Below are 25,335 nucleotides of genomic sequence, written 5' to 3' on the forward strand. Positions count from 1 at the left end.
ACGCGTCATGCGGATCCTGCCGGCCCGCCGGCCTGCCCGCCGGCCGGTCGCCGGCCGGTCACCGCCGCACCCGTGGGCAGGGCGGACGCGATGCCGCCGCTGCGCCGGCCCGACGCCGCGCAGCCGGGTCGCGGCCCCGGCCCGGAACCCACCGAGCCCGGCCGTCCACTGCCCGCCACCGGCGGGCCGGGCGGTCGGCGTGCGAACGATCCTGCGCGAGCCCCCGGTCCACCGACCGCTCCCGGCGGCGGCCAGTTCGACGCGCCGCCGGCCGGTGCCGTGCCGTCGGTCCCTGGTGGACTGCGACCAGACCCCGCCGTCGACCGTGATCCGCGGACCGCCCGGCGTCGCCCGGGCCCGGTCGACCCCGGAGCGGCGGAGGTTTCCGGCCGTGGGCCTGCCGAGCGCGCCCGCCCGGCCCCCGGCGGGCGTCGCCGCGCCGCCGAACCCGAGCCGGTGGTGCCCCGATCGGGCAACGCCCCGCCGGTGCCCGACGCGTCCACCGGCAACACCGGCGCCGCGCCGATCGTCGGCCCGACCGACGGCGCCGGGCGCCGCCGGGCGGCCCTCGAGGAGCAGGAGCGCGGCGTTGCCGCCGCCGGCGAGCCCCGGACCGACCGGCCGGAGCGACCGGCCGACTGGCTGCGCCAGGCCGGCCGTCTGCCGCACACCGACCCTGGCCTGCCGACGGTCAACCGGCGTGGTGACACGCCCGCCCCGGCCGGGGGTCGGGCCGCACCTCGCCGACCCGCGCCGCCAGCGGGTGCGGATGATCTCACCGACCGCTCGGCCGGCCGGCTCGCCGCGCCCGACCCGGCAGCGGAGCGCCCCGCCGGCCGTCGAGCCGTCGGGCCGCCGGTCGACCCGGGCGCGGACGCCCCGACCGGTCGCCGTGCCGCCCGACCCGGGCCGCCGGAGTCCACCGGGGAGCAGCCGAATGCCGGCCCGACCTATCCGCCGGTCACCGGCGAGCGGCCGACCGTCCGCCGGGGCGCTGCGGTGCCCCCGTCGGACCCGACCGCCCGACGCCGCCGTCCGGCGGCTGATCCCGGCCACGACGGACCCGCCGGGCCACCGCGGCCCCGCCCGGGTGCCGAGGCCGCCGCCCGTGGCGCCGCCCGGCCGGATGGTCCGGGTCGTGCCGCCGTGCCGCCGGGCATTGGCCCGGATGGTCAACCTCGCGTACGCCCGGATGGTCCGGGTCGCGCCGCCGTGCCGCCGGGCGCTGGCCCGGATGGTCCGCCCCGCCCACGCCCGGATGGTCCGGCTCGTGCCGCCGTCCGCCCCGCCGGCGCCGGACACCCGCCTGTGGGTGGCGAGCCCGGCACCGGCCCCGCGACGGCCCGCGGCGGTGCTCCGGTCGCTCGACCCGCGCCGGCCGACCGCGCCGCCGGCCGTGCCCTGCCACCGCCTCGGGACCCCGGTCGTCCAGAGCCGTCCGGCGTCGCCCCGGTGCCACCGCCCAACCGCCCCGGGGAGCCGGTCGGCGTGGCCCGGGCCGCTGCCGTGGTGCCCGTCCCGGGCGGGCCGGTGGACCGGCCGGTGCCCGAGCCGTCCGACGGGCCCGCGCTGCGCCCGGCCGGCCAGGCGGCGCCCGACGACGAGAGCGCCGCACCCGGCGCCCGGTCCGAGCTGCGCCGGCAGTTGCGCGAACGGCGTCGGCTGCGGGCGGCGGTGCTGGTGCTGGTCAGCGTCGTGCTGCTCGGCGCGGTGCCGCTCTTCTTCGGTATCCGTACGCTGAGCCGCGACCCGGTGTTCGACAACCTGGACCAGCTGAACGTGCCCGGCTGGGCCGCGGCGAAGACGGTCGACGAGGTCAGCGGCAGCCGCTGGTGCCTGCTCGACTGTCGACTGCGCGAACGCACCGTCACCTCGGAGAAGTCGCCGGAGGAGACGGCGGGGGTCTACGAGAGCGCACTCCGCGAGGACGGCTGGCAACCGTGGAAGGTGTCCCGCTGCCCGGAACAGGAGACGAAGGGCAGCTACACCTGCTGGCGTCGCGACGAGTTGACCCTCGACCTGTGGGTGCGCGAGCCGACCTGCGTACCGCCGCCGGTCGACGGCGAGCCGGCGGTCGTGCCGTCCGGAGACCCGTCGGCCGCTGCGACGAAGTGCACCGGCTCGTTGGTGTCGGTGAAGGTGCGCAACGCGATCGACGACGAGCGGACCAGGCCCCAGCCGAGCACCGATCCGTCACTGACCGGAGAGGACCCGTTCCCGACAGTCAGCGCGGACCCGCTGGGCGAGTTGACACCCTCACCGTCCTGAGCCGGTTTCCATCACGGACGGTAGGGTCTGGGGCTGGTGGGCCCGCCCGCTGCCGTTGATCGCGATGGCTCGGGGACCGGTACGGGTACCACGGTGGTGCGTTCCGGGGACGTAGGGTCCCCGGAACTCTGCTTGAGGAGGACAGGCGTGGGCGACATTGGAGAGGTCGCGGCGCTGATCGCGGCGTGCGCGTTCGCGGTGCTGGTGCTCATCCTGACGCTGCCCATCCTGCGGCTGCGGCACACGGTGGACGCCACCACTCGGATGATCAACGACCTCAACGATCGGACCGCACCGCTGCTCGGCGACGTGAACACCACGGTGAAGAACGTCAACACCGCCCTGGAGCAGGTGCAGACCTCGCTCGACGGCGTGAACCTCCAGCTGGCGAAGGTCGACACCATGACCAGCCACGCGCAGAACGTCACGGCCAACGTCGCCAACCTGGCCACCGTGGTTTCCGCCGCGGCCGCGAACCCGCTGGTCAAGGTGGCCGCGTTCGGCTACGGCGTACGCAAGGCCGCCGCCGGCCGCCGGCACGCCGAGACCGAGCGCGAGGTGCGCGACACCATCAAGCAGCAGCGGCGCGCTGCCCGGCGCGGCAACCGCTGACCGGCCGGCGCACCAGGAGGTAGCGAGACATGAGGCGGTTGTTCTGGCTCGGCATCGGGCTCGCCGTCGGCGTGGTGGTGGTCCGCAAGGCGACCCGGACCGCGCAGGCGTACACCCCGGCCGGCATGGCCAGCTCGTTGTCGGAATCCGCTGGCGGGCTGGTCGAGTCGCTGCGTAGCTTCGTGGAGGACGTTCGCATCGGGATGGCCGAGCGCGAGCAGGAGATCCACCAGGCGTTCGCCCAGGGTGAGGCGTTCGACGACCAGTTCGCCGAGTTGCGGGAGGACCCGCGCATCGGCGATCGAGAGATTTTTCCGGAGGAACACCAGCGATGAAGACGGCGGAGATCAAGCGGCGGTACCTCGCGCACTTCGAGGCGAACGGTCACGCCGTGGTGCCGTCGGCTCCGCTGCCCGCCATCAGCGACCCGAACCTGCTGTTCGTCAACGCCGGCATGGTGCAGTTCGTCCCCTACTTCCTGGGTCAGCAGGCCCCGCCGTACCGGCGGGCGGTCAGCGTGCAGAAGTGCATCCGCACGCCGGACATCGACGAGGTCGGCAAGACCAGCCGGCACGGCACGTTCTTCCAGATGAACGGCAACTTCTCCTTCGGTGACTACTTCAAGGACGGCGCGATCCCCCTCGCCTGGGATCTGATCACCAAGTCGCAGGCCGACGGCGGCTTCGGCCTCGACCCGGAGCGGATCTGGCCGTCGATCTACCTGGACGACGACGAGGCGTTCGAGATCTGGCGCTCGATCGGCGTGCCGGCCGACCGGATCGTCCGCCGGGGCAAGGCCGACAACTTCTGGTCGATGGGCATCCCCGGGCCGTGCGGGCCGTCCTCCGAGCTGTTCTACGACCGCGGCCCCGAGTACGGCCGCGAGGGCGGCCCGGCGGTCGACGAGGACCGCTACATGGAGTTCTGGAACCTCGTCTTCATGCAGTTCGAGCGGGGTCCGGGCACCACCAAGGACGACTACCCGATCCTGGCCGAGCTGCCGGCGAAGAACATCGACACCGGCATGGGCCTGGAGCGGATGGCCTCGATCCTGCAGGGCGTCGACAACCTCTACGAGATCGACGAGGTCCGGCCGATCCTGGACAGGGCGGCCGAGCTGACCGGCAAGCGTTACGGCGCGCACTCCGGCCACGTGGCCAGCGAGTCGCACCCGGACGACGTCCGGCTGCGGGTGATCGCCGACCACGTGCGTACGGCGCTGATGCTGATCGGCGACGGCGTGACCCCCGGCAACGAGGGGCGTGGCTACGTGCTGCGCCGGATCATGCGCCGGGCGATCCGGTCGGTCCGGCTGCTGGGCTGGCAGGATCGGGCGCTTCCCGAGCTGCTCCCGGTGGCGCGGGACTGCATGGCGCCGTCGTACCCGGAACTGGCGACCGACTTCGACCGGATCGCGCAGTACGCGTACGCCGAGGAGGAAGCCTTCCTGTCCACCCTGCGTGCCGGCACCACGATCCTGGACACCGCGATCGCCGAGACCCGCACCGCGGGCGGCACGGCGCTGTCCGGGGCGAAGGCGTTCCAGCTGCACGACACGTACGGCTTCCCGATCGACCTGACCCTGGAGATCGCCGCCGAGCAGGGCCTCAAGGTCGACGACGAGGGTTTCCGCCGGCTGATGGCCGACCAGCGGACCCGGGCGAAGGCGGACGCGCAGGCCCGCAAGACGGGGCACACCGACGTGTCGGCGTACCGGTCGGTGCTGGACGCGGGTGGCCCCGTGACGTTCACCGGGTACAGCGAGGTGGCGCGGGAGTCGACGGTGCGGGCGCTGCTCGGCGAGGGCGGCCCGCGTCAGGCGGCGACCGAGGGCGACACCATCGAGCTGGTGCTGGACACCACCCCGTTCTACGCCGAGGGCGGCGGTCAGCAACCCGACCAGGGCATGATCACCGTGGGCGGCGGTCAGGTCGAGGTGCTCGACGTGCAGCAGCCGGTGCCCGGTCTGATCGTGCACCGGGCCCGGGTGATCCGGGGTGAGGTGCGCGCCGGCGAGACCGGCTACGCCGAGATCGACACCACCCGGCGGCGCGCGATCTCCCGGTCGCACACGGCCACCCACCTGGTGCACCAGACCATGCGGAACTTCCTCGGCGACTCGGCCACCCAGGCGGGTTCGTTGAACGCGCCGGGTCGGTTGCGGTTCGACTTCAACACCCCGACCGGGGTGTCGCCGAGCGTGCTGCGAGACGTGGAGCAGCAGGTCAACGAGGTGCTCCTGGCCGACCTGGAGGTGCACGCCTTCATCACCTCGCTGGACGAGGCGCGGCGGATCGGGGCGATGGCGCTCTTCGGCGAGAAGTACGGCGAAGAGGTGCGGGTCGTCGAGGTGGGCGACTACGCCCGGGAGCTGTGCGGCGGCACGCACGTGGCCCGCTCGGCCCAGCTCGGCCTCGTGAAGATCCTCTCCGAGTCGTCGATCGGCTCCGGTGTTCGCCGGGTCGAGGCGCTGGTCGGCATGGACGCCTTCGGCTTCCTGGCCCGCGAGCACCTGCTGGTCTCCCGGCTGGCCGAGCTGTACCGGGTGCCCAACGAGCAGGTCGCCGACCGGGTCGAGCAGACCGTCACCCAGCTCCGGGACGCGGAGAAGGAGTTGGAGAAGCTGCGCGCCCAACTGGTGCTGGGCGGGGCGTCGGCGCTCGCCGCGCAGGCCAAGGACGTGCGCGGGGTGGCGTACGTGGGCACCGAGGCGCCGGAGGGCGCGGCCGGCAACGACGTGCGGACGCTCGCCCAGGAGATCCGGGGCAAGATCGACCCGGCGCGGCCGGCGGTGGTCGCGGTGGCGGCCCGCGCGAACGGCAAGGCGTCCCTGGTGGTGGCGGTCAACCAGGCCGCCCGCGGTCGGGGTCTCGCCGCATCGGATCTGGTGAAGGCGGCGTTCTCCGGGCGCGGCGGGGGCAGCCCCGACCTGGCCCAGGGTGGTGGCCTGCCGGCGGCCGAAGCGCCGAACCTGCTACTCACCGTCGAGAAGGCGATCACCGAGGCGTGATGGACCACCATCTTTCGACCAGGGCGGGCCGATCGGCCCGCCCTGGCTTGTTCGGTTCCGGTGGTGACCGTCGGTGAGTGGACGCACGCGTGGCGTTCGGATCGGCGTGGACGTCGGTCAGGTGCGGGTCGGAGTGTCCCGTTCGGATCCGGACGGGGTGCTGGCGACGCCGCTGGTGACTCTCGCCCGGGATCTCACCGCCGCGGCGGACACGGTGCCGAGCGACATTGCCCAGCTGGCGGCGCTGGTGGCCGAACACGAGGCCGTCGAGGTCGTCGTCGGCCTTCCGGTCAATCTCGCCGGCAAGCACGGACCGGCGGCCATCCATGTGAAGGCGTACGCTGACCGACTGGTCGATGTGATAGCGCCCGTCCCGGTAACGCTCACTGACGAGAGGATGTCGACCGTGGTCGCTTCTCGTAGGCTTGCCGAGCGTGGCGTTCGGGGCAAGCGTCAACGTGCGGTTGTCGACCAGGCGGCCGCGGTGGAGATCCTGCAGAGCTGGCTGGACGCGCAGCGGAGGCGGACGTAATGATCGACGATCTGGACCTTGGGTTCGACGAGCCGGAGCGGGGGGAGAAGGGCCGGCACCGGCGGGGCTTCGTCCGCAAGCGCAAGGGCGGCGGCTCCGGGGGACGGGGCAAGACGTTCATGGCCCTGCTGCTGGCCCTGGTCCTGCTGGGCGGCATCGGCGGCGGAGCGTTCTACGGCTTCGACCGGATCCAGAACTACTTCGTCACCCCGGACTACGACGGGGCTGGCACCGGTGAGGTCACCGTCGAGATCAAGAACGGCGCCCTCATCGCCGACATGGCAGACGCGCTGGTCACCGCGGACGTGGTGAAGAGCCACAAGGCGTTCATCGAGGCCGCCGAGGCGAACTCGCGCAGCAAGAACATCCAGCCGGGCACGTACAAGCTGCGCAAGCAGATGAGCGGCGCGAGTGCCGTCACCGCGATGCTCGACCTGAAGAACAAGATCGTCAACGGGTTGACCATCCCCGAGGGGCGCAGCAGCAAGAACATCTACAAGCTGCTGTCGGAGAAGACGAAGATCCCGGTCAAGGACTTCGAGGCCGCCGCGAAGAACCCGCTGGAGCTCGGCATCCCCGACTGGTGGTTCAAGCGCGAGGACGGCAAGAAGGTCCCCAGGTCCGTCGAGGGCTTCCTCTTCCCGGACACGTACGAGATCCCGCCGAAGTCCACCGCGGAGAGCATCCTCAAGCTGATGGTGGAGAACTTCCTCACCGTCACCGAGGAGATGAAGTTCGCCGACCGGGTGCAGAAGGAGCGGGGCGGCGTCAGCCCGTACGAGGCGCTTATCGTGTCCTCGCTGGCACAGGCCGAGGCGGGCAACAAGGACGACCTGGGCAAGGTCGCCCGGGTGGCCTACAACCGGGTCTACGGCGAGTTCCCCTGCAACTGCCTGGAGATGGACGTCACGGTCAACTACTACCTGGAGCTGACCGGCCAGCAGACCAAGACGTCCGCGCAGATGACGGCGGCCGATCTGGACAACCCGAAGAACCCGTACAACCGCAAGCTGCGTGGCCTGGTCCCCACTCCGATCAACAACCCGGGCAGGCAGGCCCTGGAGGGGGCCATGGACCCGCCGCCGGGCAAGTGGCTCTACTTCGTGGCGATCGACAAGCAGGGCCACTCCGCCTTCGCGGAGACCTACGAGGCCCACCAGCGCAACGAGGCCAAGGCCAGGGAGGCCGGCATCATCTGATGGCGCTCCGACGACGGGCCGCGGTGCTGGGCAAACCGATCGCGCACTCCCTCTCCCCGGTGATCCACACCGCCGGGTACGCGGCGGCCGGGCTGACCGGGTGGTCGTACACCCGGATCGAGTGCGCGGCGGCGGAGCTGCCGGCCCTGGTCGCCGGCCTGGGCCCGGAGTGGGCCGGGCTGTCGGTGACCATGCCGGGCAAGGAGGCGGCGCTCGCGGTGGCGGCGCGGGCCTCGCCGGTCGCCGTCGCCGTCGGCGCGGCCAACACGCTGGTACGCCGGCCGGACGGCTCCTGGTGCGCGGACAACACCGACGTCGGCGGCATGGTCGACGTGCTCACCGCCGCCGGCGTGCGTCCCGGGGCGACGGTGACGGTGCTCGGCGCGGGTGGGACGGCCCGCGCGGCGCTGGCCGCGGCGGCCCTCCTCGAGGTCCGCACGGCGACCGTGGTGGCGCGTCGACCCGAGGCGGTCGGGGAGTTGGGTTCGGTGGCACGGGCGGTCGGCCTGTCGATGGCCGGCGCGTCCTGGGCCGACGCCGCCGACCGGTGCCGCGCCGACGTCGTGATCTCCACCGTGCCGAAGGGCGTCGCGGACCCGCTCGCCGCAACGATCGCCTGGCGGCCGGACACCGTGCTGTTCGACGCGCTCTACGATCCGTGGCCAACGCCCCTCGCGGCGTCCGCGCAGGTCGTCGGTTGTCGGATCGTCTCCGGGCTCGACCTGCTGCTGGCCCAGGCGGTCGGCCAGTTCGAGCAGTTCACCGGGGTGAGCGCGCCCCGCGACGCGATGGCGGCGGCCCTGCACGCGTCCCGCCACTGAGCTGGCTCGACCAGCCCGGCGACCGCGACTGTCGGCAGTGCGACACCCGAGGCGGTGGAACGCGACAGGACGGACGCGGCGGCTATCGCGGTGGTCAGGCGTCCCCTAACGTGTCACCAATCGATCGTCACGTGTTGGTGCCGGCGTGGTCGATCCTGTCCGGGAGGCTGTCCACGGGGCCTGGATCGGGAGTTGTTCGACGGCCCGCGGACAGGAGGACCGATGATCTGGCGTTCACCACGCGGTGGCGTGCCAAGGATGGGGCGGTGCCGTTCGCTCGGCCCGGACGGCGGTGACCGGCCATGGTCCTGATCTACGTGCTGGGCGCGCTGTCGGTGCTGGCGCCCGTCGTCCTGGTTCCCCTGGCGGCCGTCCGTTGGGCGCCGGCCGTGCGGCAGAGTCGGATGGCGGAGCGACTGCGCGTCGCGGTGGCCGGGCTCACCGACGCGTTCGGCCGGCTCGGGGCCGCTCTCGTCGTCGCGCTCGCCGGATGCGCGGCGGTGGTGGCGATCTGCTGGCCGCTGGGCGAGGCGCTGTCCAGGTTGGAGCCGACCGTCGACCACGCCGTCTTCGACTACGTGCACGCCCGGCGGGTCGACGCGTGGGCCGACCTCAACTCGTTCGTCACCGCGCTGGGCGACCGGTACCCGCTCAAGTGGGTCACCGTGGTCGCGGCGGTCGGCTTCGCCATCGCCTGGCGCCGCCGCCGCTGGTGGATCCCCCTGCTCGCGATGCCGATGCAGTTCGTCGTCGAGCAGTACACCCAGCAGATCCTGGCCCTCACCGTGGACCGGGGCCACCCACCCACCGACCTCGGCACCTATCCTTCCGGCGGCTGTGCGCGGGTCATGCTCACCTTCGGCACCATCGCGGTGCTGGCGGGCCTGACGTGGAACATCCCGCGGCGCGGCCGGATCGCCATGGTGACCGCGCTGGCGGTGCTGGCCTCGGTGGAGGGCTACACGCGCATCTACGCCGAGCGGCACTGGTTCACCGACGTGATCGGCGGCTGGATCTTCGGTGCCCTGCTGCTCGGCGTGATGGTGCTGACGGTCCTCGTGGCCGAGGGCCGGGTCCGCACACCCGCCGGGCCCGCGACGGCGGTGCCCGTGCGGGTCGCGACCACCACCTGATCGTTCGCCGCACAGCCGGCGACCTGCGGGCATCCTTAGGCTGCCATTAAGACCCGCTTAGCTACCGGTTGTCAGCCACTCGTCGCCGTGTGTACGCCGATACGCTGCGCACAGTTTGCGGTGGTCGACACAGGGAGCCGGTTTGAGCAGGTATGGAGCGCCCCGCCACGTCCGACGCGGCGGTGGCCGACGCAAGGCACTGCTGCTCGGCGTGGCCGCCACGACGGTCGTGGGTGGACTGGTGGCCACCATGGTGCCGCTGCTGGCCGCCGACGACGTGTCGATCGCGGCGACGGCGGACACCACCGCGACGACCGTCAGCCAGGACGGGGACAACGGCGCGAAGACCACCCTCGCCACCTGCCCCAACCGCTGCGACGCCCGCCCCAGTGGCGCACGGGAGGCGGTCCTGGAGTTCGCGACGCCCACGCTGCCGCCGAACGCGGTCAACGTCCGGGCCACCCTGCGGGTGCACGCCTGGCAGGCGTTCGACGCCACGGTGACGGTCCACGCGTCCACGCTGGACGCGCGGCTGGCACGGCCGGCGCCGGGGCCGGTGGGCCCCGCCGTCGACACGGTCACCGGTGTGCGGCCCGGCTTCAACGAGTGGGACGTGTCCAAGCTGGTCACGGGCGACGGCACGCTCACCGTCTCGATGGCGCAGACCGGGTTGGAGACCCGGATCTACTGGGCCTCGACGGAGAACCGCAACCCGGACCTGCGTCCCCGGCTGGTCCTGGCGTACGACGTCGCGAGCCGCCCGACCCCGACGTCGGCGCCGAGCAGCGCCGCGCCGTCTCCCAGCCGGACGGTGGCACCGACCACGCCGCCGCCGTCCGCCAGCGCGAGCCCGACCCGGCCGGCGCCCAGCCCGCCGCCCACCTCAGCACCGCGTCCCCCCACCACCGGGTGCGGACAGGTGTCGCCGAAGCTGGTGCCCTCGTGCGGAGCCTGGTGGGGGATGTACTCGCCGACGAACCCGTCGACCTGGGATCACGGCCGGGCCATCACCGACATCGAGGCGCAGGTCGGGCGGAGCTTCGACATCGTGCACCGCTACCACGACTTCTCCAACAGCGGCAGCAACGGGGCCTTCCCGGACTCCTACGAACAGCAGCAGATGCGTGAGGGCCGGGTGATGTTCTTCGCCTGGGAGTCCCGGGTCTTCTCCTCGGGTGCCGTCCTCACCTGGAAGGACGTCTACGGCGGCCGGCACGACGGGACCATCGACGCTGTCGCCGCCCGGATCAGGGCGACCGGTGTGCCGGTGTTCATGGGCTTCGACCACGAGCCGGAGGACGACCCGGGCAAGGGCGGCGACGCCGACTTCGTCCGCGCCTGGCAGTACGTGCACGACCGGTTCACCGCCGCCGGCGCCCACAACGCCGTCTGGGTGTGGACGATGATGGGCTGGTCGGGCCACTACGGCCGGTACGCCGGCCTGTACCCGGGAGACCGCTTCGTGGACTGGGTGGCCTGGGACCCGTACAACTTCCACGTCTGCAACGGCAGTACGACGTGGAAGAGCCCGTCGACCACCATCGGCAGCTTCTACCGCTGGCTCGACCAGAGCGGCATCGGCGCGGGCAAGCCCCGGATGCTCGCCGAGTTCGGCACCAACTTCGACACGGCCGACCCGGACGCCAAGCGGCGCTGGTTCGAGGAGTTCCCGGCCGCGCTCAAGGCGCACCCGAAGATCAAGGCGGCGATCTACTTCAACTCCGCCGGCGTGACCACCCGGACGCGCACCTGCGACATGACGATGAACCACGACCCGTCCGCCCTTGCGGGGTTCGCCCGGGCCGGCCGCGACGCCTATCTCAGCCAACCGACTCCGGGGGGCTGACACCGCGACGCTCGCGCGACGGCGAGGGGCGGTCGGAGGTCCGTCGGACATCCGACAGCCAGTGCTGATGTCGTCGCTCGGGGCCACTGACCGCCCAATCGGCGGATGTCGCCGGCCGGGATCGGCGAGGCACGCTACGCGGGTTCTCGTCCATCTTGGAGGCGTAGCGTGCCCGAAGTTCCGCTCTCTCGGCGATCTGCCGGATTCCGCATCCGCGCGGCCCTGGTCGGCCTGGTGACCGCCGCCGCCGTGATGACCGTCCCGTCGGCGGCCTCGGCCACCGTGGTGCCCGCCCCCGAGACGGCGACCCTGGTATCAACCAACCCCGCCGACAACACGCCACACGGCCGCGACGGTGAGAGCCGCGCCTTCGCGCAGGTCGGGTCGCAGGTGTACGTGGGCGGCAGCTTCACCGAGATCCGACAGAACGCCAGCGCCCCGTGGATCGGGCAGAGCTACTTGTTCGCGTACGACCGGACCAGCGGAACCATCTCGACCACCTTCCTGCCGGCCCTCGACGGCCCGGTCAACTCCCTGCTCGCCGGCCCGAACGGCACGCTCATCGTCGGCGGCGGGTTCAAGACCGTCAACGGTGTCTCGCGGAAGAACCTCGTGGCGCTGAACCCCACGACCGGGGCGACCGTCGACAGCTGGGTCGGCCGCTCCGACGGCGGCATGATCCGGGACATGGTGCTGCGCGGCAACTGGCTCTACGTCGCCGGCGCCTTCAACTGGCTGAACGGTGCCGCGCACTCCGGACTGGGCCGGCTCAACGCCAGCACCGGCGCGATCGACCCGACCTTCGCCATCAACGCCACCGTCGGGCGGCACGGCACCGGCTCGTACGGTTGGACGATCGACATCACCCCGGACGGGCAGACGATGGTCGCCGGCGGCAACTTCACTCTGGTCAACGGACTGTCGCGCAACCAGATGGCGCTGATCGACCTCTCCGGTACGCCGACGGTGCTGGACTGGAGCACCGAGAAGTTCGTCCCGCCGTGCGCGGCGCCCACGACCTTCGTGCACTACGTGCAGGACGTGAAGTTCGGTGCGGACGGCACCTGGTTCGTCGTCGGCACCAACGGTGGCGCCGGCTGGCCGGCCGCCTACTGCGACGCGCTGATCCGGTTCGAGACCGCCAACCGGGGCAGCGGCCAGCTCGGCACCTGGGTCGACTACACCGGCAACGACACCATCACCTCGGTGGAGGTGGCCGACAACGTCATCTACCTGGGCGGGCACTTCCGCTGGCTGAACAACCCGAACGCGTCCGACGCGGCCGGCAACGGCGCGATCGACCGGCTCGGCATCGCCGCCGTCACCCCCGCGACCGGCCTGCCGGTGGCCTGGAACCCCGGCCGCCGCGGCAGCGCGTCCATGCCGGCCGGCACCAGCAACTGGGGCTCCCAGGTGCCGGTGCTGTGGCGGGGCAGCGACGGGCTCTACTTCGGGCACAACTCCGACGGCATGGGCAGCGAGTACCACGGCCGGCTCGGCATGTTCCCGCTCGCCGGAGGCCGCACCGTCGTCCCGAAGAACCCGCCGACCGCGACCACCGGCAACCTCTACCTCGGCACCGGCGAGGGCCAGCTGGCCAAGGTGCCGTTCAACGGCGCGGGTGTCGGCACGCCGGCCACGGTCAGCCAGCCCACCTACACCAACGCCGGGGCGACCTGGCGGGTGAGCGACCGCATCTACTGGGCGCACACGGTGGCCGGCACCCCCACCGGCAGCCGGATCGACGTCTCGATGTTCAACGGCGGCGCCATCGGCGTCCCGTGGGAGTCGTCGGGGTTCAACGACTGGTTCAACGCCGCTGGCATGACCGGCGCGTTCTACCTCGACGGCCGGCTCTACTACACCCGCAGCGGCGCCAACGCGCTCTACTACCGCTACTTCGAGATCGACGGCAACTACCTGGGCGCCACCGAGTTCCCCCTTCCCACGACCGGTGTCACCTGGTCGTCGGTGCGGGGCATGGCGTGGGTCGGCGGCCGGATCGTGTACGGCGCGACCGACGGCACGCTGCGCAGCGTGGCGTTCGACCCGACGGCCGCCCCGGCCGTGGACGGCGCGACCAGCACGGTGATCGCGCCGGCGGGCGGGGGACTGACGTGGTCCACGCCGAGGATTTTCTTCTCCGTGCAGTGACGACGACCCGTTCGTCACAGAGAATCGATAGATCACGTCGGGCCGGCGGCGGACCACGTCGCCGGCCGGATGCGTCGCAGGGGAATGTACGGCGCGCACGGGCGTCGTTCCGTCCGGGCAATCCATAACAGACGGTGAAGTTTCATGGCTGATGCACCTTCCGGTTCCTGGTCCGCCGACCCGCTCGGCGGTGGGGGCACGCCGGCCCGGACGGTCACCCTGACCGACCTGCTCCGCGTCCCCCTGCACCGGATCCGGCTGGTGGCGGCGGTCGCCGCGGTCGGCCTGCTCGCCGCCCTCGGGTATGTCCTGCTCAGTCCGGGCGCGGTCACCGCGAGCGCGGTGGTGGCGGTGCGCCCGGTCGTCACCGACGCGTTCACCCCGAGCGGCGCCGCCGCCGACCGCGCGGTGAACATGAACGTGGAGAGCGGTATCGCCACCGGAACCGAGGTGGTGCAACGGCTCGTGACCGCCGGTGGCGACGACCAGCGCGACGTGCGGGACGCACTCGAGGTGGAGGTGCCGACCGGCGGGCAGATCCTGCGCTTCTCGTACACCGGGCGCTCCGCCGACGACGCGGTCCGCAACGTCAACCTCGCCGCGCAGACCTACCTCGACGTGCGGCGGACGATGTACGAGAAGCAGCGCTCCGAGATGCTGCGGCGCTACGACGAGAGCATCGCGGAGGTGGACAAGCAGCGGGAGGCGTTGCAGCGGCGCATCGCGGGCGCGCGGGACGGCTCGTTGGACGCGGCGGTCGCCGAACTCGGCGGCACCAACAACCAACTGACCCAGTTGAAGTCGTCGCGGACCGAGATCGCGGCGGTCGACGTCAACCCGGGCTGGATCACTCAGAGCGCGGAACACGTCCTGGTCTCCTCCGACGGGCACACGCTGCTCTACGTGCTGGCCGGGCTGCTCGGGGGCGCACTGCTCGGCGTGGTGCTCGCGTACGCGTGGGAGTCCGCCGACCGCCGGGTCCGGTCGGTCCACGACGGACGGGACGTCACCGGCCTGCCGCTGCTCGGCACCGTGCGCGGCCGGCTGTTCCGCGGCCGGGGGAGGGCGGTGGACGCGGACATCCGGTACGTGGCGATGGCGATCGCCGAGCGGGTTCGCGAGCCGGCCCGGGTGGCTCTGCTGACCACCCGCGAGGACCAGACCGCCGTCACCGCCGGTCTGGCCGTCGCGCTCGCCGCGACCGGCCGGGACGTGTACGTGGCCGACGACAGCGGCCGCCTCGAGCAACTGCGCGCCGCCGTGCTGGCCGACCGGGACCGGCTGCCGGCGACGGCCAGTCCGGTCCGTTCGCTCGTCCCGAAGCCCCGGGCCGCCGATCTGGCCAGCGGCCACGACGTCACCGAGCAGATCCCCGTCCGCCGCCCGTTGCCGTACCCGGTCGGCCGGCGCCCGTCGGCGGACCCGGACGCCACCCTGACCCTGCCCCGGACCCCGGGTACGACCGCGAGCGGCACGAGCACGGTCCGGAACAGCGCCGAGGAGATCCCCGTGGGCGCTGGGGGAGTGCGGTTCGGCACATGGCGGCAGCGCGCCTCCACCGGGATCGTGCTGTTCAACGCGCCGCCGGCCGAGGCCGACGAGCGCGGCGTCGCGGCGGCCCGCCAGGGCACCGCGGTGGTGGTCGTCGAACAGGACGGGACCCGGCAGGGCGACCTGCGCCGGCTCGCGGAGCGGCTGCGCGCGGCCGGCGTCGCCCCGTTGGGTTTCGTGCTCACCCGCAGCGGACGGGCCTGACCGGTGCCCGTCACCGTCGCCCTGGCGAGCCTCGAGCCGGACGGGGGCGGCCCGCCGGTCAGCACCGTACCGCTGCCACCGCCGCCGCCCCGGCTGCCCGGCTGGCCGCTGCTGATCATGTTCGGTCTGGTCCCGCTGTGGTGGCTGGCGGGCGCGTTCTACCTGGTCTGGCCACTGCTCGGCGCGGTGCTGCTGGCGATGCTGATCGTCCGGGGGCGGGTGCCGCTGCCACCGGCCACCGGCATCTGGCTGCTGTTCCTGACCCTGGTGCTGCTCAGCGCCACCCGACTGTCGTCGCCGGTCTCGCTGCTCCCCTTCGGCCTGCGGCTGGGCTACTACCTCACCGCGCTCGTGGTGGGCGTGTACGTCTATGTCTACGCCCGGGAACGAGCCGATCTTGCGGCGGCGCTCGTGCCGGTCTGCCTGTTCTGGTTCGGTCTGGTCGCACTGGGTTGGCTCGGTGTGGTGGCGCCCCGGTTCGCGCTGACCACCCCGGTGGAGATGCTGCTGCCCGCCGGCGTCGCCGGCCACCCGTACATGCAGGACCTGGTGCACGTCACCGCCGCCGAGTACAGCGAGTTGTCGCTCAACCCGATCTACCGGCCGGCGGCGCCCTTTCCGTACACCAACAACTACGGCAGCGCGTACGCGATGACGCTGCCCTGCGTCGTGGCGTACACGATGCTGCGCCGCGGCGGGATCCTCCGCTGGGCGCTGCTCGTGTCGCTGCCGCTGTCCCTGGCGCCGGCCTTCCTCACCCTGAACCGGGTGATGTTCGCGAGCCTCGGTGTGGGACTGGCCGTGCTCGGCGCGCGGGCCGCGCTGCGCGGCAACGTCCGGGTGGGCGCGTCCGTCGTCGGGGTGCTGCTCCTCGGCGGGCTCACCACCTTTCTGATCCCGATCGGGGAGCTGATCGGCAACCGCGTCGCGTCCAGCGACACGAACAGTGACCGGTTCTCCCTCTACGCGGAGGTCATCCGCCGTATCGGGGACTCACCCTGGCTCGGGTACGGCGCTCCGGTCAGCGTGGACACCGTCGCGGCGCAGGTGCCGGTCGGCACCCAGGGGCAGCTCTGGACGGTGCTGTTCAGTCACGGCGTACCGGCGTTGCTCTGCTTCCTGGCCTGGTTCGTGACCGTCACGGTGATCTGCGCGCGGGCCCGCTCGGCGCCCGGGCAGTGGCTGGCGGTGGTCCCGGTGGTGTGCCTGGTGCAGATCCCGTTCTACGGCATGGCCGACCCGACCATCACGGTCGCCTACTTCGCGGTCGCCGTCGCGATGGCGCTCACCGAGCGGGAGGCGGGACCCGGGCGGCGGGCACCGGCCACGCGCGGCCTGACGGCCGTTCCGGGATGACGGCCGGCACCCGTCCGGCCGCCGACTCCGCCGGCGACGAGCAGCCGACCGACGGTACGACCGAGGCCCGGCGTAGCGCCCGCACCGGCCTCGCGGGGCTGGCCGGCGCCGCCACCAACGGGCTCTTCGGCTTCCTGCTGGCGGTGGTCATCACCCGCGGCTACGGCACCGTCGGCTCGGGGGCGTTCTTCGCCGCGATCGGGGTCGTCACCGTCACCGCCGCCGTGTGCACGCTCGGTGCGGAGACCGGCCTGATCTGGACGCTGCCCAGGCGGCGCGCCGGCGGGCGGGGCGACGCCGCCCGGGTGCTCCCGGTGGCGTTCCTGCCGCCGCTGGTGGCCGCCGTCCTCGTCGGCCTCACCGGGGTGTTCGCGGCGGACGCGCTCGCGCCGCGCCTGCTGGACGGGCCGGGCGCCGGCGGTACGACCCTGATCGCGGTCAGCTTCGCCGCGGTGCCGCTGGTCGTGGCGATGACGCTCCTGCTCGCCGTGCTGCGCTGCGTCCGCCCGATCCGGGCGTACGTCGGTGTGCAGTCCGTCCTGGTGCCGGTCGCCCGGCCGGTGCTGGTCGGTGTGGCCGCCGTCGCCAGCGGTGGCGTGCTGGTCGGCGTGACCGGCTGGCTGGTCCCGGCGGCGTTCGCCGTGCTCGTCTGCCTGCTGCTGGTGGCCGGTCCGCTCGGCGTCGGCCGGGGCGCGCCGCTGCGTCCCGAGCGGGCCGACTGGTCGACGTTCTGGCGTTTCGCGCTGCCCCGCGCCGCGTCCGCGGCGATCGACGCCAGCGCCGTGTGGGTCGGCGTGCTGCTCACGTCGGTGCTCGCCGGGCAGGCCGACGCGGGCGTGTTCGGCGCGGTCGGCCGCTACATCCTGGCCGGGCAGCTCGCCATGCAGGGGCTGCGGGTGGCGGTGTCGCCGCAGCTGTCCCGGCTGCTGGGTCGCGGCGAGCGGGCCGCCGCCGCGGCGGTGCACCGGCAGCTGACCACCTGGGCGCTGGTGCTGTCCTGGCCGGTGTACCTGCTGCTCGCCGTGTTCGGGCTGGCGTTCCTCCAGCTCTTCGGCCCGGAGTTCACCGCCGGCACCACCGCGATGACCGTGCTCGCCCTGGCCATGCTGGTCAATACCGGCGTGGGCAACGTGCAGAGCCTGCTGCTCATGGGCGGGCGCAGCGGCCTGCATCTGGTCGCGACGGTGGCCGGGTTGCTGGTCACCGTCTCCCTCGGGCTGTGGCTGATCCCGGAACACGGCGTGACGGGTGCGGCCGTCGCCTGGGCGGTCGGCATCGCCACCGAGAACCTCACCGCGTTCGGCTGCGCCCGGACGGTGGTCGGCCAGCCGCTGGTCGACGCGGCGCTGGTACGCGCGGCGGCCGGGGTCGTCGCCGGGGTGGGGATCGCGGCACTGGTCGGCGTGTCCACGGGCGGTCGGGGGGTCGCCGGTCTGGTGGTGGCGCTGGGCGTGCTGGCCGCCGGTTGCGTCGGCTTGTTGACGGTGCCCCGGGTGCGACGACGCATCCGGGTGACCATGAGGCAGCTCCGTGGCGGGCAGGGGGCGGCGTCGGCCGCCGACGGTGCCGCCGCGGCGTCGATGAAGGGCAGGTGAGGTCCGCCGTGTCGTCCCTCCGAGACCGGGTGAAGCAGCTCGTGCCGACCCAGGTGACCAACCGGGTGAGAAGTTCCCTGGTCGACTACGCGGTGCGTACCAGCGACCGGCGGCCGCTGCCGGACTTCCTCATCATCGGCACCAAACGGGGCGGCACCACCTCCCTGTGGAACTACCTGATCCAGCACCCGCTGGTGCCGCGCCTCTTCCCGGCCTGGAACACGAAGTCCTCGCACTACTTCGAGGAGAACTGGCACCGGGGCGAGGCCTGGTACCGATCGCACTTTCCGACCGGGCGGCAGCGGGCGGCGCTGGAGAGCCGGCACGGCGGGCCGGTGCGGGTCGGTGAGGCGGCCCCGCTCTACATGTTCCACCCGCTGGCCGCGCAGCGCGTCGCCGCGCTGATGCCGTCGGTGCGGCTGATCGTGCTGCTGCGGGACCCGGTCGAGCGGGCGTACTCGCACTGGAAGGAGCGGCGGACGCACGGCATCGAGCCGCTGGACTTCGCCGACGCGCTGGCCGCTGAGGAGGAGCGGACGGCGGGGGAGCGGGAGCGGCTGATCGCCGAGCCGGAGTACGTCAGCGAGCCCTACGACTGGTACACCTACCGGGCCCGGGGGCGCTACCTGGAGCACCTGGAGCCGTGGCTGGACCGGTTCGACCCGGCGCAGATCCTCTTCCTGCCCAGCGAGGGCCTCTACCGCGACGCGCGCGCCACCTACCGCCGGACGCTGGACTTCCTCGGGCTGCCCCCGCACGACCTGCCGAACTTCAAGGTCTACAACGACCGGCGGTCCGCCCCGCTGGACCCGGCGCTGCGCGCGGAACTGACCGCGTACTACCGGCCGTACAACGACGCGCTGCGGCAGCGGCTGGCGCTGGACCTCGACTGGCCGGAGCGGGCCGCGTGACCACCCAGGTCACCGCGTTCACCGATCCGCGTTCCCGCACCGACGGGCTGGGCTGGGTGACCCGGGCGGTCTTCGGCGACGAGCGCGTCGCGCTGACCGTCGGGGGCGACCCGCCGGCCGGTCACCGCCCCGCCGCCCGGTACGCGGTGGTCCCGTCGCTGGCCCGGGCACGGTTCCTGCTGCCGCTCGGCGCGCCCCGGGCCACGGCGGCGTCCCTGCTCGCGTACAACGCGCTGCGCCCACCGAGGGTGCGCGCGGTGCGGGCCGCGCTGGGCGGGCTGTCCCGTGTCGGCGCGCTACGGCGGGCCTTTCCCACCCTCACCGTCTCGGTGCCGGCCGGTCAGGAGCCCCTCGAGCTGCTGCTGGCCGAGCGGCTCGCCGCCGCCCTCGGCGGCGCGCCGCTGTACGCGGCGTGCGGGGTACGCCCACCGGACCCGAACCACAAGCCCACCCTTCAGCTCTTCGCCCCCGACGGCCGGCCCCGCGGGTACGCGAAGATCGGTTGGAACGGTGCCACCCGGGCGCTCGTCACCGCCGAGTCCGCCGCGCTGCGCGCGTTGGCCGAGGTGGGCGATGTTCCGGACCACCCGGCGACACCCCGGCTGCTGGCCGGGCTCGACTGGGCGGGACAGGTGGTGGCGGTGGTCGAGCCTCTGCCGACGCGGGTACGCGGCGTGCCGGTCACCGACCGGCCTCGGATCGCCGCGCTGCTGGCGGTGGCCCGCAGGGGACGCGCGGCGGCCCCGCCCCGCCCGCTGGCCGGCTCACCGTTCCTCGCCCGGCTGGCCGCCGAGGCTGCCCGGGCGGCCTCGGCGGACCCGTCCGGCGCGCGGGCGGTCGCGGCGGTGGCGGGACTGGAACGACGGCACGGGCACACCACGGTCGAGTTCGGACACTGGCACGGCGACTGGGTGCCGTGGAACCTCGGCCTGCACGGCGGACGACTGGTCGCCTGGGACTGGGAGCACAGTGGGCAGGAGGTCCCGCTCGGCTTCGACCTGGCGCACGACGCGTTCCAGCGGGCTCTGGTGCTGCACGGGGAACCGGCCGGCACGGCCGCGGACGCCGTCGACGCCCAGCTCGACCGGTACGGCGACCGGTTGGGGCTCGGGCCGGCTCAGCGCCGTCTGGTGTCCGACGGTTACCTGCTGGAGATGTGGCTGCGGACGTGGCGGCTGGCCGACGGCGGAGCGGGTTGGAACGCCGCCCTGCACCCCTCTCTGCTGGACATCGTCGAGAAACGACAGACGGCATGATTCCGACAAACCGCCACGCCGGTTGGCTGTTGACCACTGGCTGAGCGTGACGGAAGAATTGCTTGTCGTGATGGTGGTCGATGGACCATCGGGCGACCGGCGCGCCGGAAAGCCCGGCCGGGAGATCGAACGCTCGTCCGGTCGCCCTATACAACGGCCGGTCGGCCTGTGGTCTGCTTCAGCCTGGCGCCGACCGAAATTCCAAGCGAACTTGTGGGGAGTCGCGTGGACACGAGCACTGAGGACGGAGGGCCCCCGGTCCTGCTGCTGGTTGGTTCCAGCGGCGGTCACCTGGCCCAACTGCTGGCACTGAGGTCCTGGTACGAGAACCGGCCCCGATGTTGGGTCACCTTCGACACCCCGGAGGCGGTGTCGCTGCTCGCCGGGGAGGACCTGGTGCCGGCACACCACCCGACCACCCGGAACCTGCCGAACCTCCTGCGCAACGCGCTGCTCGCCTGGCGGGTGCTGCGTCGTCGGCGGGTCGCCGCGGTGGTCACCACCGGCGCCGGGGTCGCCGTCCCGTTCATCGTGCTGGCCCGGCTGCGCCGCGTCCCCACCGTCTACATCGAGGTGTACGACCGGATCGACACCCCCACGTTGACCGCCCGGCTCTGCCGCCCGTTCCTCTCCGCGATGCTGGTGCAGTGGGACGAGCAACGCCGGCAGTACCCGGAGGCGACCGTCGTGGGAACACTGCTGTGAGCGGGGAGGCGACCACCGGCACCGCACCCACCGCCCGATCCGCCGCGCCCCGGCCCGTGCCGCACGCGGCCCGGCCCGCCCCCCGCCCGGATTCGGCGCTGGTGCCCCGCCAGCGGGACCGCGCCGACGACGCGCGGCTCCAACTGCTGGTCGCCGTCGGCACCGACAAGCACCCTTTCGACCGGCTGGTGAACTGGCTGGACGAGTGGCACGTCGAAGCTGCCGACCACGTGGGGCTCACCATCCAGCACGGTCACACCCGGGCCCCGGCGGTGCCCGGCGCGGTGCCGTTCCTCGGCCACGACGCGTTGCAGGCCGCGATGGCCGACGTCGACCTGGTGGTCTGCCACGGTGGCCCGGCGACCATCCTGGAGGCCCGCCGGCACGGTCACCTGCCCATCGTGGTCCCTCGGGACCCGGCGCACGGCGAGCACGTCGACGACCACCAACTGCTCTTCGCCCGCCGGCTCGGCGCGGCCGGCATGGTCGCGCTCTGCGAGACCCGTCAGGCCCTGCGCGACGCGCTGGCCGCCGGGCTGGCCGACCCGACCCGCTTCGCGGTCGCCGCCGACCCGCAGGCGCACGACGCGCGGCACGCCGCGGTGGCCCGGGTCGGGCAGATCGTGGACGCGCTGGTCGCCTCCGCAGCCGGACGACGCCGGGCCTGGTGGTTTCCCTGGGCGCGGACCGGGCGGGACCGATGACGCCACGACCCACGGTCAGTGTCGTGGTGCCCACCCGGGACCGGCCGGAGCTGCTCCGGGCCGCGGTCCGGGCCATCCTCGACCAGGACCATCCCGGCGCCGTCGAGGTCGTGGTGGTGCACGACCACTCCGACCCGGACGCGTCGCTGGCCGAGCTGTCCCGGCCGGACCGTGTCGTCCGGGTGATCCGCAACGGCCGCACTCCCGGGCTGGCCGGGGCGCGCAACTCGGGGACCCTGGCCGCCGAGGGTGAGCTGATCGCGTTCTGCGACGACGACGACGAGTGGTTGCCGGGCAAGCTCTCCGCCCAGATCGCCGCGCTCGCCGCCGCGCCGGAGGCCGAGTTCGTCAGCTGCGGCATCCGGGTCAGCTACGACGGCCACACCGTGGACCGGGTGCTCGACCTCGACCGGGTCGCCCTGGCCGACCTGCTCCGGGACCGGCTGACCGAGCTGCACCCGTCCACCTTCCTGATCCGCGCCGCGGCCCTGCGCGACGGGTTCGGGCTGGTCGACGAGGAGATCCCGGGCAGCTACGCGGAGGACTACGAGTTCCTTCTCCGGGCCGCCCGCAGCGCCCCGCTGGTCAACCTGCGCACCCCCTACGTGCTGGTGCGCTGGCACCAGCGGTCGTACTTCGCGCAGCGCTGGGACACCATCTCCGAGGCGTTGCAGTGGCTGCTGGATCGCTATCCGGAGTTCGGCACCCAGCCGGCCGGCGAGGCGCGGGTCACCGGGCAGATCGCCTTCGCCCGGGCCGCGTCCGGTGACCGGCGGGGCGCGCTGCGCTGGGCGCGGCGCACCATCCGGCGCAACCCGCGTGAGCCGCGCGCCTACCTCGCACTGGCGGTGGCCGGCCGGATGGTCCGGGCCGACGCCGTCCTGCGCACCCTGCACAAGCGGGGCCGGGGCATCTGACGACCGCGCCCACCGACCTGCCGACCGGTTCGCCGTGCGAACCGCCCCCCGACACAGCAGACAAGGATGCCGCTCATGGCACTTCACTCGCTCAGGTTCCGCCTGGTCGACTCGCCGACCTCGCTCGGTGCGAAGCGCCGGGCGCGGCGCGCCGCCTGGCTGTCGGACACGTTCCCGCACCTCGCCGAGATGAACGTCCTCGACCTCGGAGGGCGGGTGGAGAGCTGGGCCCGGGTGCCGGTCCGTCCGGCGCGCGTCCACGTGGTCAACCTGGAGCCGCTGCCGTCGGAGCTGCCCGACTGGGCCGAGGCGGACCACGCCGACGCCTGCGAGCTGCCCAAGAGCATCCGCAGCCGCCGCTACGACCTCGTCTTCAGCAACAGCGTGCTCGAGCACGTGGGCGGGCACGAACGCCGCCGGCGCATGGCGGAGGCGATCCGCGAGCTGGCGCCCGCGTACTGGGTGCAGACGCCGTACCGGTACTTCCCGGTCGAGCCGCACTGGGTGGCGCCCGGCATGCAGTTCCTGCCGGTGCCGGCGCGCGTGGTCGTGGCGCGCAGGTGGCCGTTGGCCTACACCCCGGGCAAGTCGTACGAGGCGGCCATCCGGCAGGTCCTCACCACGGAGCTGATCGGCCGGGCGGAGATGCGGCACCTCTTCCCGGACGCCACCATCCGCAACGAGCGGCTGCTGGGCCTCACCAAGTCGCTGATCGCGCACCGGGGCTCGTGACGGCTTCCGCGCCGCCCGACGCGGCCCGGCCCGGCAGCCGCCCGTCGTCCGCAGGGCGGGACGCGGCGGGCAGCGCACCGGGCCGGCGGCCCGCCGTGACAGACTGACCGCTGTGTTGCGCTGGTTGACTGCAGGTGAATCGCACGGCCCCGCCCTCGTCGCGCTGCTGGAGGGCGTGCCGGCCGGTATCGAGGTGACCACCACCGAGATCGCCGACGAGCTGGCCCGCCGGCGGCTGGGCTACGGCCGCGGCGCCCGGATGTCGTTCGAGCGGGACGAGGTCGAGGTGCTCGGCGGCCTGCGGCACGGCGTCAGCCTGGGCAGCCCGGTGGCGATCCGGGTGGGCAACTCCGAGTGGCCGAAGTGGCAGACGGTGATGGCCGCCGACCCGGTGGACCCCGACGAGCTCGCCCGGCAGGCCCGCAACGCGCCGCTGACCCGTCCCCGGCCCGGCCACGCCGACCTGGCCGGCATGCAGAAGTACGGCCACACCGACGCCCGGCCGATCCTGGAGCGCGCCAGCGCCCGGGAGACCGCCGCCCGGGTCGCCGTCGGCACGGTCGCCAAAGCGCTGATCCGCCAGGCGCTCGGCATCGAGATCGTCTCGCACGTCGTCGAGCTGGGTCCGGTGGCCGCGAAGCCCGGGCTGCGCCCCACCCCGTCCGACGCCGCCCGGATCGACGCCGACCCGCTGCGCTGCCTCGACCCGGAGGCCAGTGCCCTGATGGTCGCCGAGGTGGACGCCGCGAAGAAGGCCGCCGACACCCTCGGCGGCGTGGTCGAGGTGCTGGCGTACGGGGTGCCGCCGGGTCTGGGCAGCCACGTGCAGTGGGACCGCAAGCTCGACGCCCGGCTCGCCACCGCGCTGATGTCGATCCAGGCGATCAAGGGCGTGGAGATCGGCGACGGCTGGCAGCAGGCCCGTTCCCGTGGCTCCGAGGCGCACGACGAGATCATCCCGTCGGCCACCGGTGTCCGCCGGGTCACCGACCGGGCCGGCGGCCTGGAGGGTGGCATCACCACCGGCGAGCCGCTGCGGGTCCGTGCCGCGATGAAGCCGATCTCGTCGCTGAACCGGGCCCTGGCCACCGTGGACATCACCACCGGTGAACCGGCCACCGCGATCAACCAGCGCTCGGACGTCTGCGCCGTGCCCGCCGCCGCGGTGGTCGCCGAGGCGATGGTCGCGCTGGTGCTGGCCGAGGCGGCCACCGAGAAGTTCGGCGGGGACTCGGTCGGCGAGATCCGCCGTAACCTGACCGGGTACCTCGACGCGCTGGTCATCCGCTGATGGCGCCGGTCGTCGTGCTGGTCGGCGCGCCCGGCTGCGGCAAGACCACCGTCGGGCGGGCGCTCGCCGAGGCCCTCGGGGTGGAGTTCCGCGACACCGACAGCGACATCGAGGCGATGGCCGGCAAGCCCATCCCGGAGATCTTCATCGACGAGGGCGAGGAGCACTTCCGTACCCTCGAACGGGCCGCGGTGGCCGCGGCGCTCGCGGCCAGCCCGGGGGTGCTCGCCCTCGGCGGCGGCGCGGTGCTGGCCGAGGAGAACCGGGCCGCCCTGGTCGGGCACCGGGTGGTGCACCTGTCCGTCGAGCTTCCCGACGCCGTGAAGCGGGTCGGGCTCGGCGCCGGTCGGCCGTTGCTCGCGATCAACCCACGGGCCACCCTCAAGCACCTGATGGACCAGCGCCGGCCGCTCTACGCCGAGGTGGCCACCGTGACGGTGCGCACCGACGGTCGGCCCCCGGAGGAGATCGTCGCCGAGATCACCGAGCTGCTGCCCCGCTGAGGTCGGCCCGCCCCGGCCGATCGACCGCGGGCGGG

Annotated in this window: 21 protein-coding genes and 1 pseudogene; 21 read left to right on the forward strand and 1 reads right to left on the reverse strand. The window is 73.4% G+C overall.

What is annotated here, in order from left to right:
• A pseudogene (locus ACTWLT_RS25975) lies at nt 1–1,302 on the reverse strand (hypothetical protein); the annotation flags it as partial.
• Nucleotides 1,303–1,542: 240 nt separating this feature from the next.
• On the opposite strand from ACTWLT_RS25975, the gene ACTWLT_RS25980 reads away from it, so the two are divergent.
• From ACTWLT_RS25980 to ACTWLT_RS26080, 21 genes are all read left to right on the forward strand, one after another.
• Entirely contained in the window at nt 1,543–2,268 is a 726-nt protein-coding gene (locus tag ACTWLT_RS25980; protein WP_445320655.1) for a hypothetical protein, read from the forward strand.
• A 147-nt stretch (nt 2,269–2,415) separates the two neighbouring features.
• The gene (locus tag ACTWLT_RS25985; RefSeq protein ID WP_252419166.1) at nt 2,416–2,880 is read left to right on the forward strand and encodes a DUF948 domain-containing protein; all 465 of its coding nucleotides are present in this window, start codon (nt 2,416–2,418) and stop codon (nt 2,878–2,880) included.
• A 29-nt stretch (nt 2,881–2,909) separates the two neighbouring features.
• Nucleotides 2,910–3,215 (forward strand): hypothetical protein, encoded by a 306-nt coding sequence (locus tag ACTWLT_RS25990; protein ID WP_252419167.1) that lies wholly within the window; start codon nt 2,910–2,912, stop codon nt 3,213–3,215.
• Nucleotides 3,212–5,890: an alanine--tRNA ligase gene (gene alaS / locus ACTWLT_RS25995; protein ID WP_445320601.1), complete on the forward strand. Its 2,679-nt coding sequence runs from the start codon at nt 3,212–3,214 to the stop codon at nt 5,888–5,890. The genes ACTWLT_RS25990 and alaS overlap by 4 nt, the downstream gene beginning before the upstream one ends.
• A gap of 73 nt (nt 5,891–5,963) precedes the next feature.
• Complete coding sequence (ruvX, locus tag ACTWLT_RS26000; protein WP_445320602.1) at nt 5,964–6,422, forward strand: Holliday junction resolvase RuvX; 459 nt, start codon at nt 5,964–5,966, stop codon at nt 6,420–6,422.
• Nucleotides 6,422–7,621, forward strand: coding sequence for an endolytic transglycosylase MltG (gene mltG / locus ACTWLT_RS26005; RefSeq protein WP_445320603.1), 1,200 nt, complete (start codon nt 6,422–6,424; stop codon nt 7,619–7,621). Before ruvX ends, mltG begins: the two co-directional genes overlap by 1 nt.
• On the forward strand, nt 7,621–8,442 hold the full coding sequence (locus ACTWLT_RS26010) for a shikimate dehydrogenase (protein WP_445320604.1): 822 nt from the start codon (nt 7,621–7,623) through the stop codon (nt 8,440–8,442). The genes mltG and ACTWLT_RS26010 overlap by 1 nt, the downstream gene beginning before the upstream one ends.
• Before the next feature lie 302 nt (nt 8,443–8,744).
• Nucleotides 8,745–9,575 carry a phosphatase PAP2 family protein gene (locus ACTWLT_RS26015; protein ID WP_445320605.1) on the forward strand — a complete coding sequence of 277 codons (831 nt, stop codon included), beginning with the start codon at nt 8,745–8,747 and terminating at the stop codon, nt 9,573–9,575.
• A gap of 142 nt (nt 9,576–9,717) precedes the next feature.
• A complete protein-coding gene (locus tag ACTWLT_RS26020) occupies nt 9,718–11,421 on the forward strand; it encodes a glycoside hydrolase (protein ID WP_445320606.1) in 1,704 nt (567 codons plus the stop codon).
• A 210-nt stretch (nt 11,422–11,631) separates the two neighbouring features.
• Complete coding sequence (locus ACTWLT_RS26025; protein WP_445320656.1) at nt 11,632–13,575, forward strand: hypothetical protein; 1,944 nt, start codon at nt 11,632–11,634, stop codon at nt 13,573–13,575.
• 144 nt (nt 13,576–13,719) lie between these two features.
• On the forward strand, nt 13,720–15,330 hold the full coding sequence (locus ACTWLT_RS26030; protein ID WP_445320607.1) for a P-loop NTPase family protein: 1,611 nt from the start codon (nt 13,720–13,722) through the stop codon (nt 15,328–15,330).
• Nucleotides 15,331–15,351: 21 nt separating this feature from the next.
• Nucleotides 15,352–16,686, forward strand: coding sequence for an O-antigen ligase family protein (locus ACTWLT_RS26035; RefSeq protein WP_445320657.1), 1,335 nt, complete (start codon nt 15,352–15,354; stop codon nt 16,684–16,686).
• Nucleotides 16,683–18,281, forward strand: a complete 1,599-nt coding sequence (locus ACTWLT_RS26040; RefSeq protein ID WP_445320608.1) for a lipopolysaccharide biosynthesis protein — start codon at nt 16,683–16,685, stop codon at nt 18,279–18,281. The genes ACTWLT_RS26035 and ACTWLT_RS26040 overlap by 4 nt, the downstream gene beginning before the upstream one ends.
• A gap of 8 nt (nt 18,282–18,289) precedes the next feature.
• Entirely contained in the window at nt 18,290–19,192 is a 903-nt protein-coding gene (locus tag ACTWLT_RS26045; protein ID WP_445320609.1) for a sulfotransferase domain-containing protein, read from the forward strand.
• Nucleotides 19,189–20,448: a serine/threonine-protein kinase gene (locus ACTWLT_RS26050; RefSeq protein WP_445320610.1), complete on the forward strand. Its 1,260-nt coding sequence runs from the start codon at nt 19,189–19,191 to the stop codon at nt 20,446–20,448. Before ACTWLT_RS26045 ends, ACTWLT_RS26050 begins: the two co-directional genes overlap by 4 nt.
• Before the next feature lie 225 nt (nt 20,449–20,673).
• Nucleotides 20,674–21,153: a glycosyltransferase family protein gene (locus ACTWLT_RS26055; protein ID WP_252419178.1), complete on the forward strand. Its 480-nt coding sequence runs from the start codon at nt 20,674–20,676 to the stop codon at nt 21,151–21,153.
• A 98-nt stretch (nt 21,154–21,251) separates the two neighbouring features.
• Nucleotides 21,252–21,857 carry a glycosyltransferase gene (locus ACTWLT_RS26060; RefSeq protein ID WP_445320658.1) on the forward strand — a complete coding sequence of 202 codons (606 nt, stop codon included), beginning with the start codon at nt 21,252–21,254 and terminating at the stop codon, nt 21,855–21,857.
• Entirely contained in the window at nt 21,854–22,774 is a 921-nt protein-coding gene (locus tag ACTWLT_RS26065; RefSeq protein WP_445320611.1) for a glycosyltransferase family 2 protein, read from the forward strand. The genes ACTWLT_RS26060 and ACTWLT_RS26065 overlap by 4 nt, the downstream gene beginning before the upstream one ends.
• A gap of 75 nt (nt 22,775–22,849) precedes the next feature.
• The gene (locus tag ACTWLT_RS26070) at nt 22,850–23,506 is read left to right on the forward strand and encodes a class I SAM-dependent methyltransferase (protein ID WP_445320612.1); all 657 of its coding nucleotides are present in this window, start codon (nt 22,850–22,852) and stop codon (nt 23,504–23,506) included.
• Nucleotides 23,507–23,618: 112 nt separating this feature from the next.
• Nucleotides 23,619–24,797 carry a chorismate synthase gene (gene aroC / locus ACTWLT_RS26075; RefSeq protein WP_252419181.1) on the forward strand — a complete coding sequence of 393 codons (1,179 nt, stop codon included), beginning with the start codon at nt 23,619–23,621 and terminating at the stop codon, nt 24,795–24,797.
• Nucleotides 24,797–25,300, forward strand: a complete 504-nt coding sequence (locus ACTWLT_RS26080; protein WP_445320613.1) for a shikimate kinase — start codon at nt 24,797–24,799, stop codon at nt 25,298–25,300. Before aroC ends, ACTWLT_RS26080 begins: the two co-directional genes overlap by 1 nt.
• The last annotated feature ends 35 nt before the right edge of the window (nt 25,301–25,335 follow it).

The organism is Micromonospora yongxingensis, from assembly GCF_052601155.1.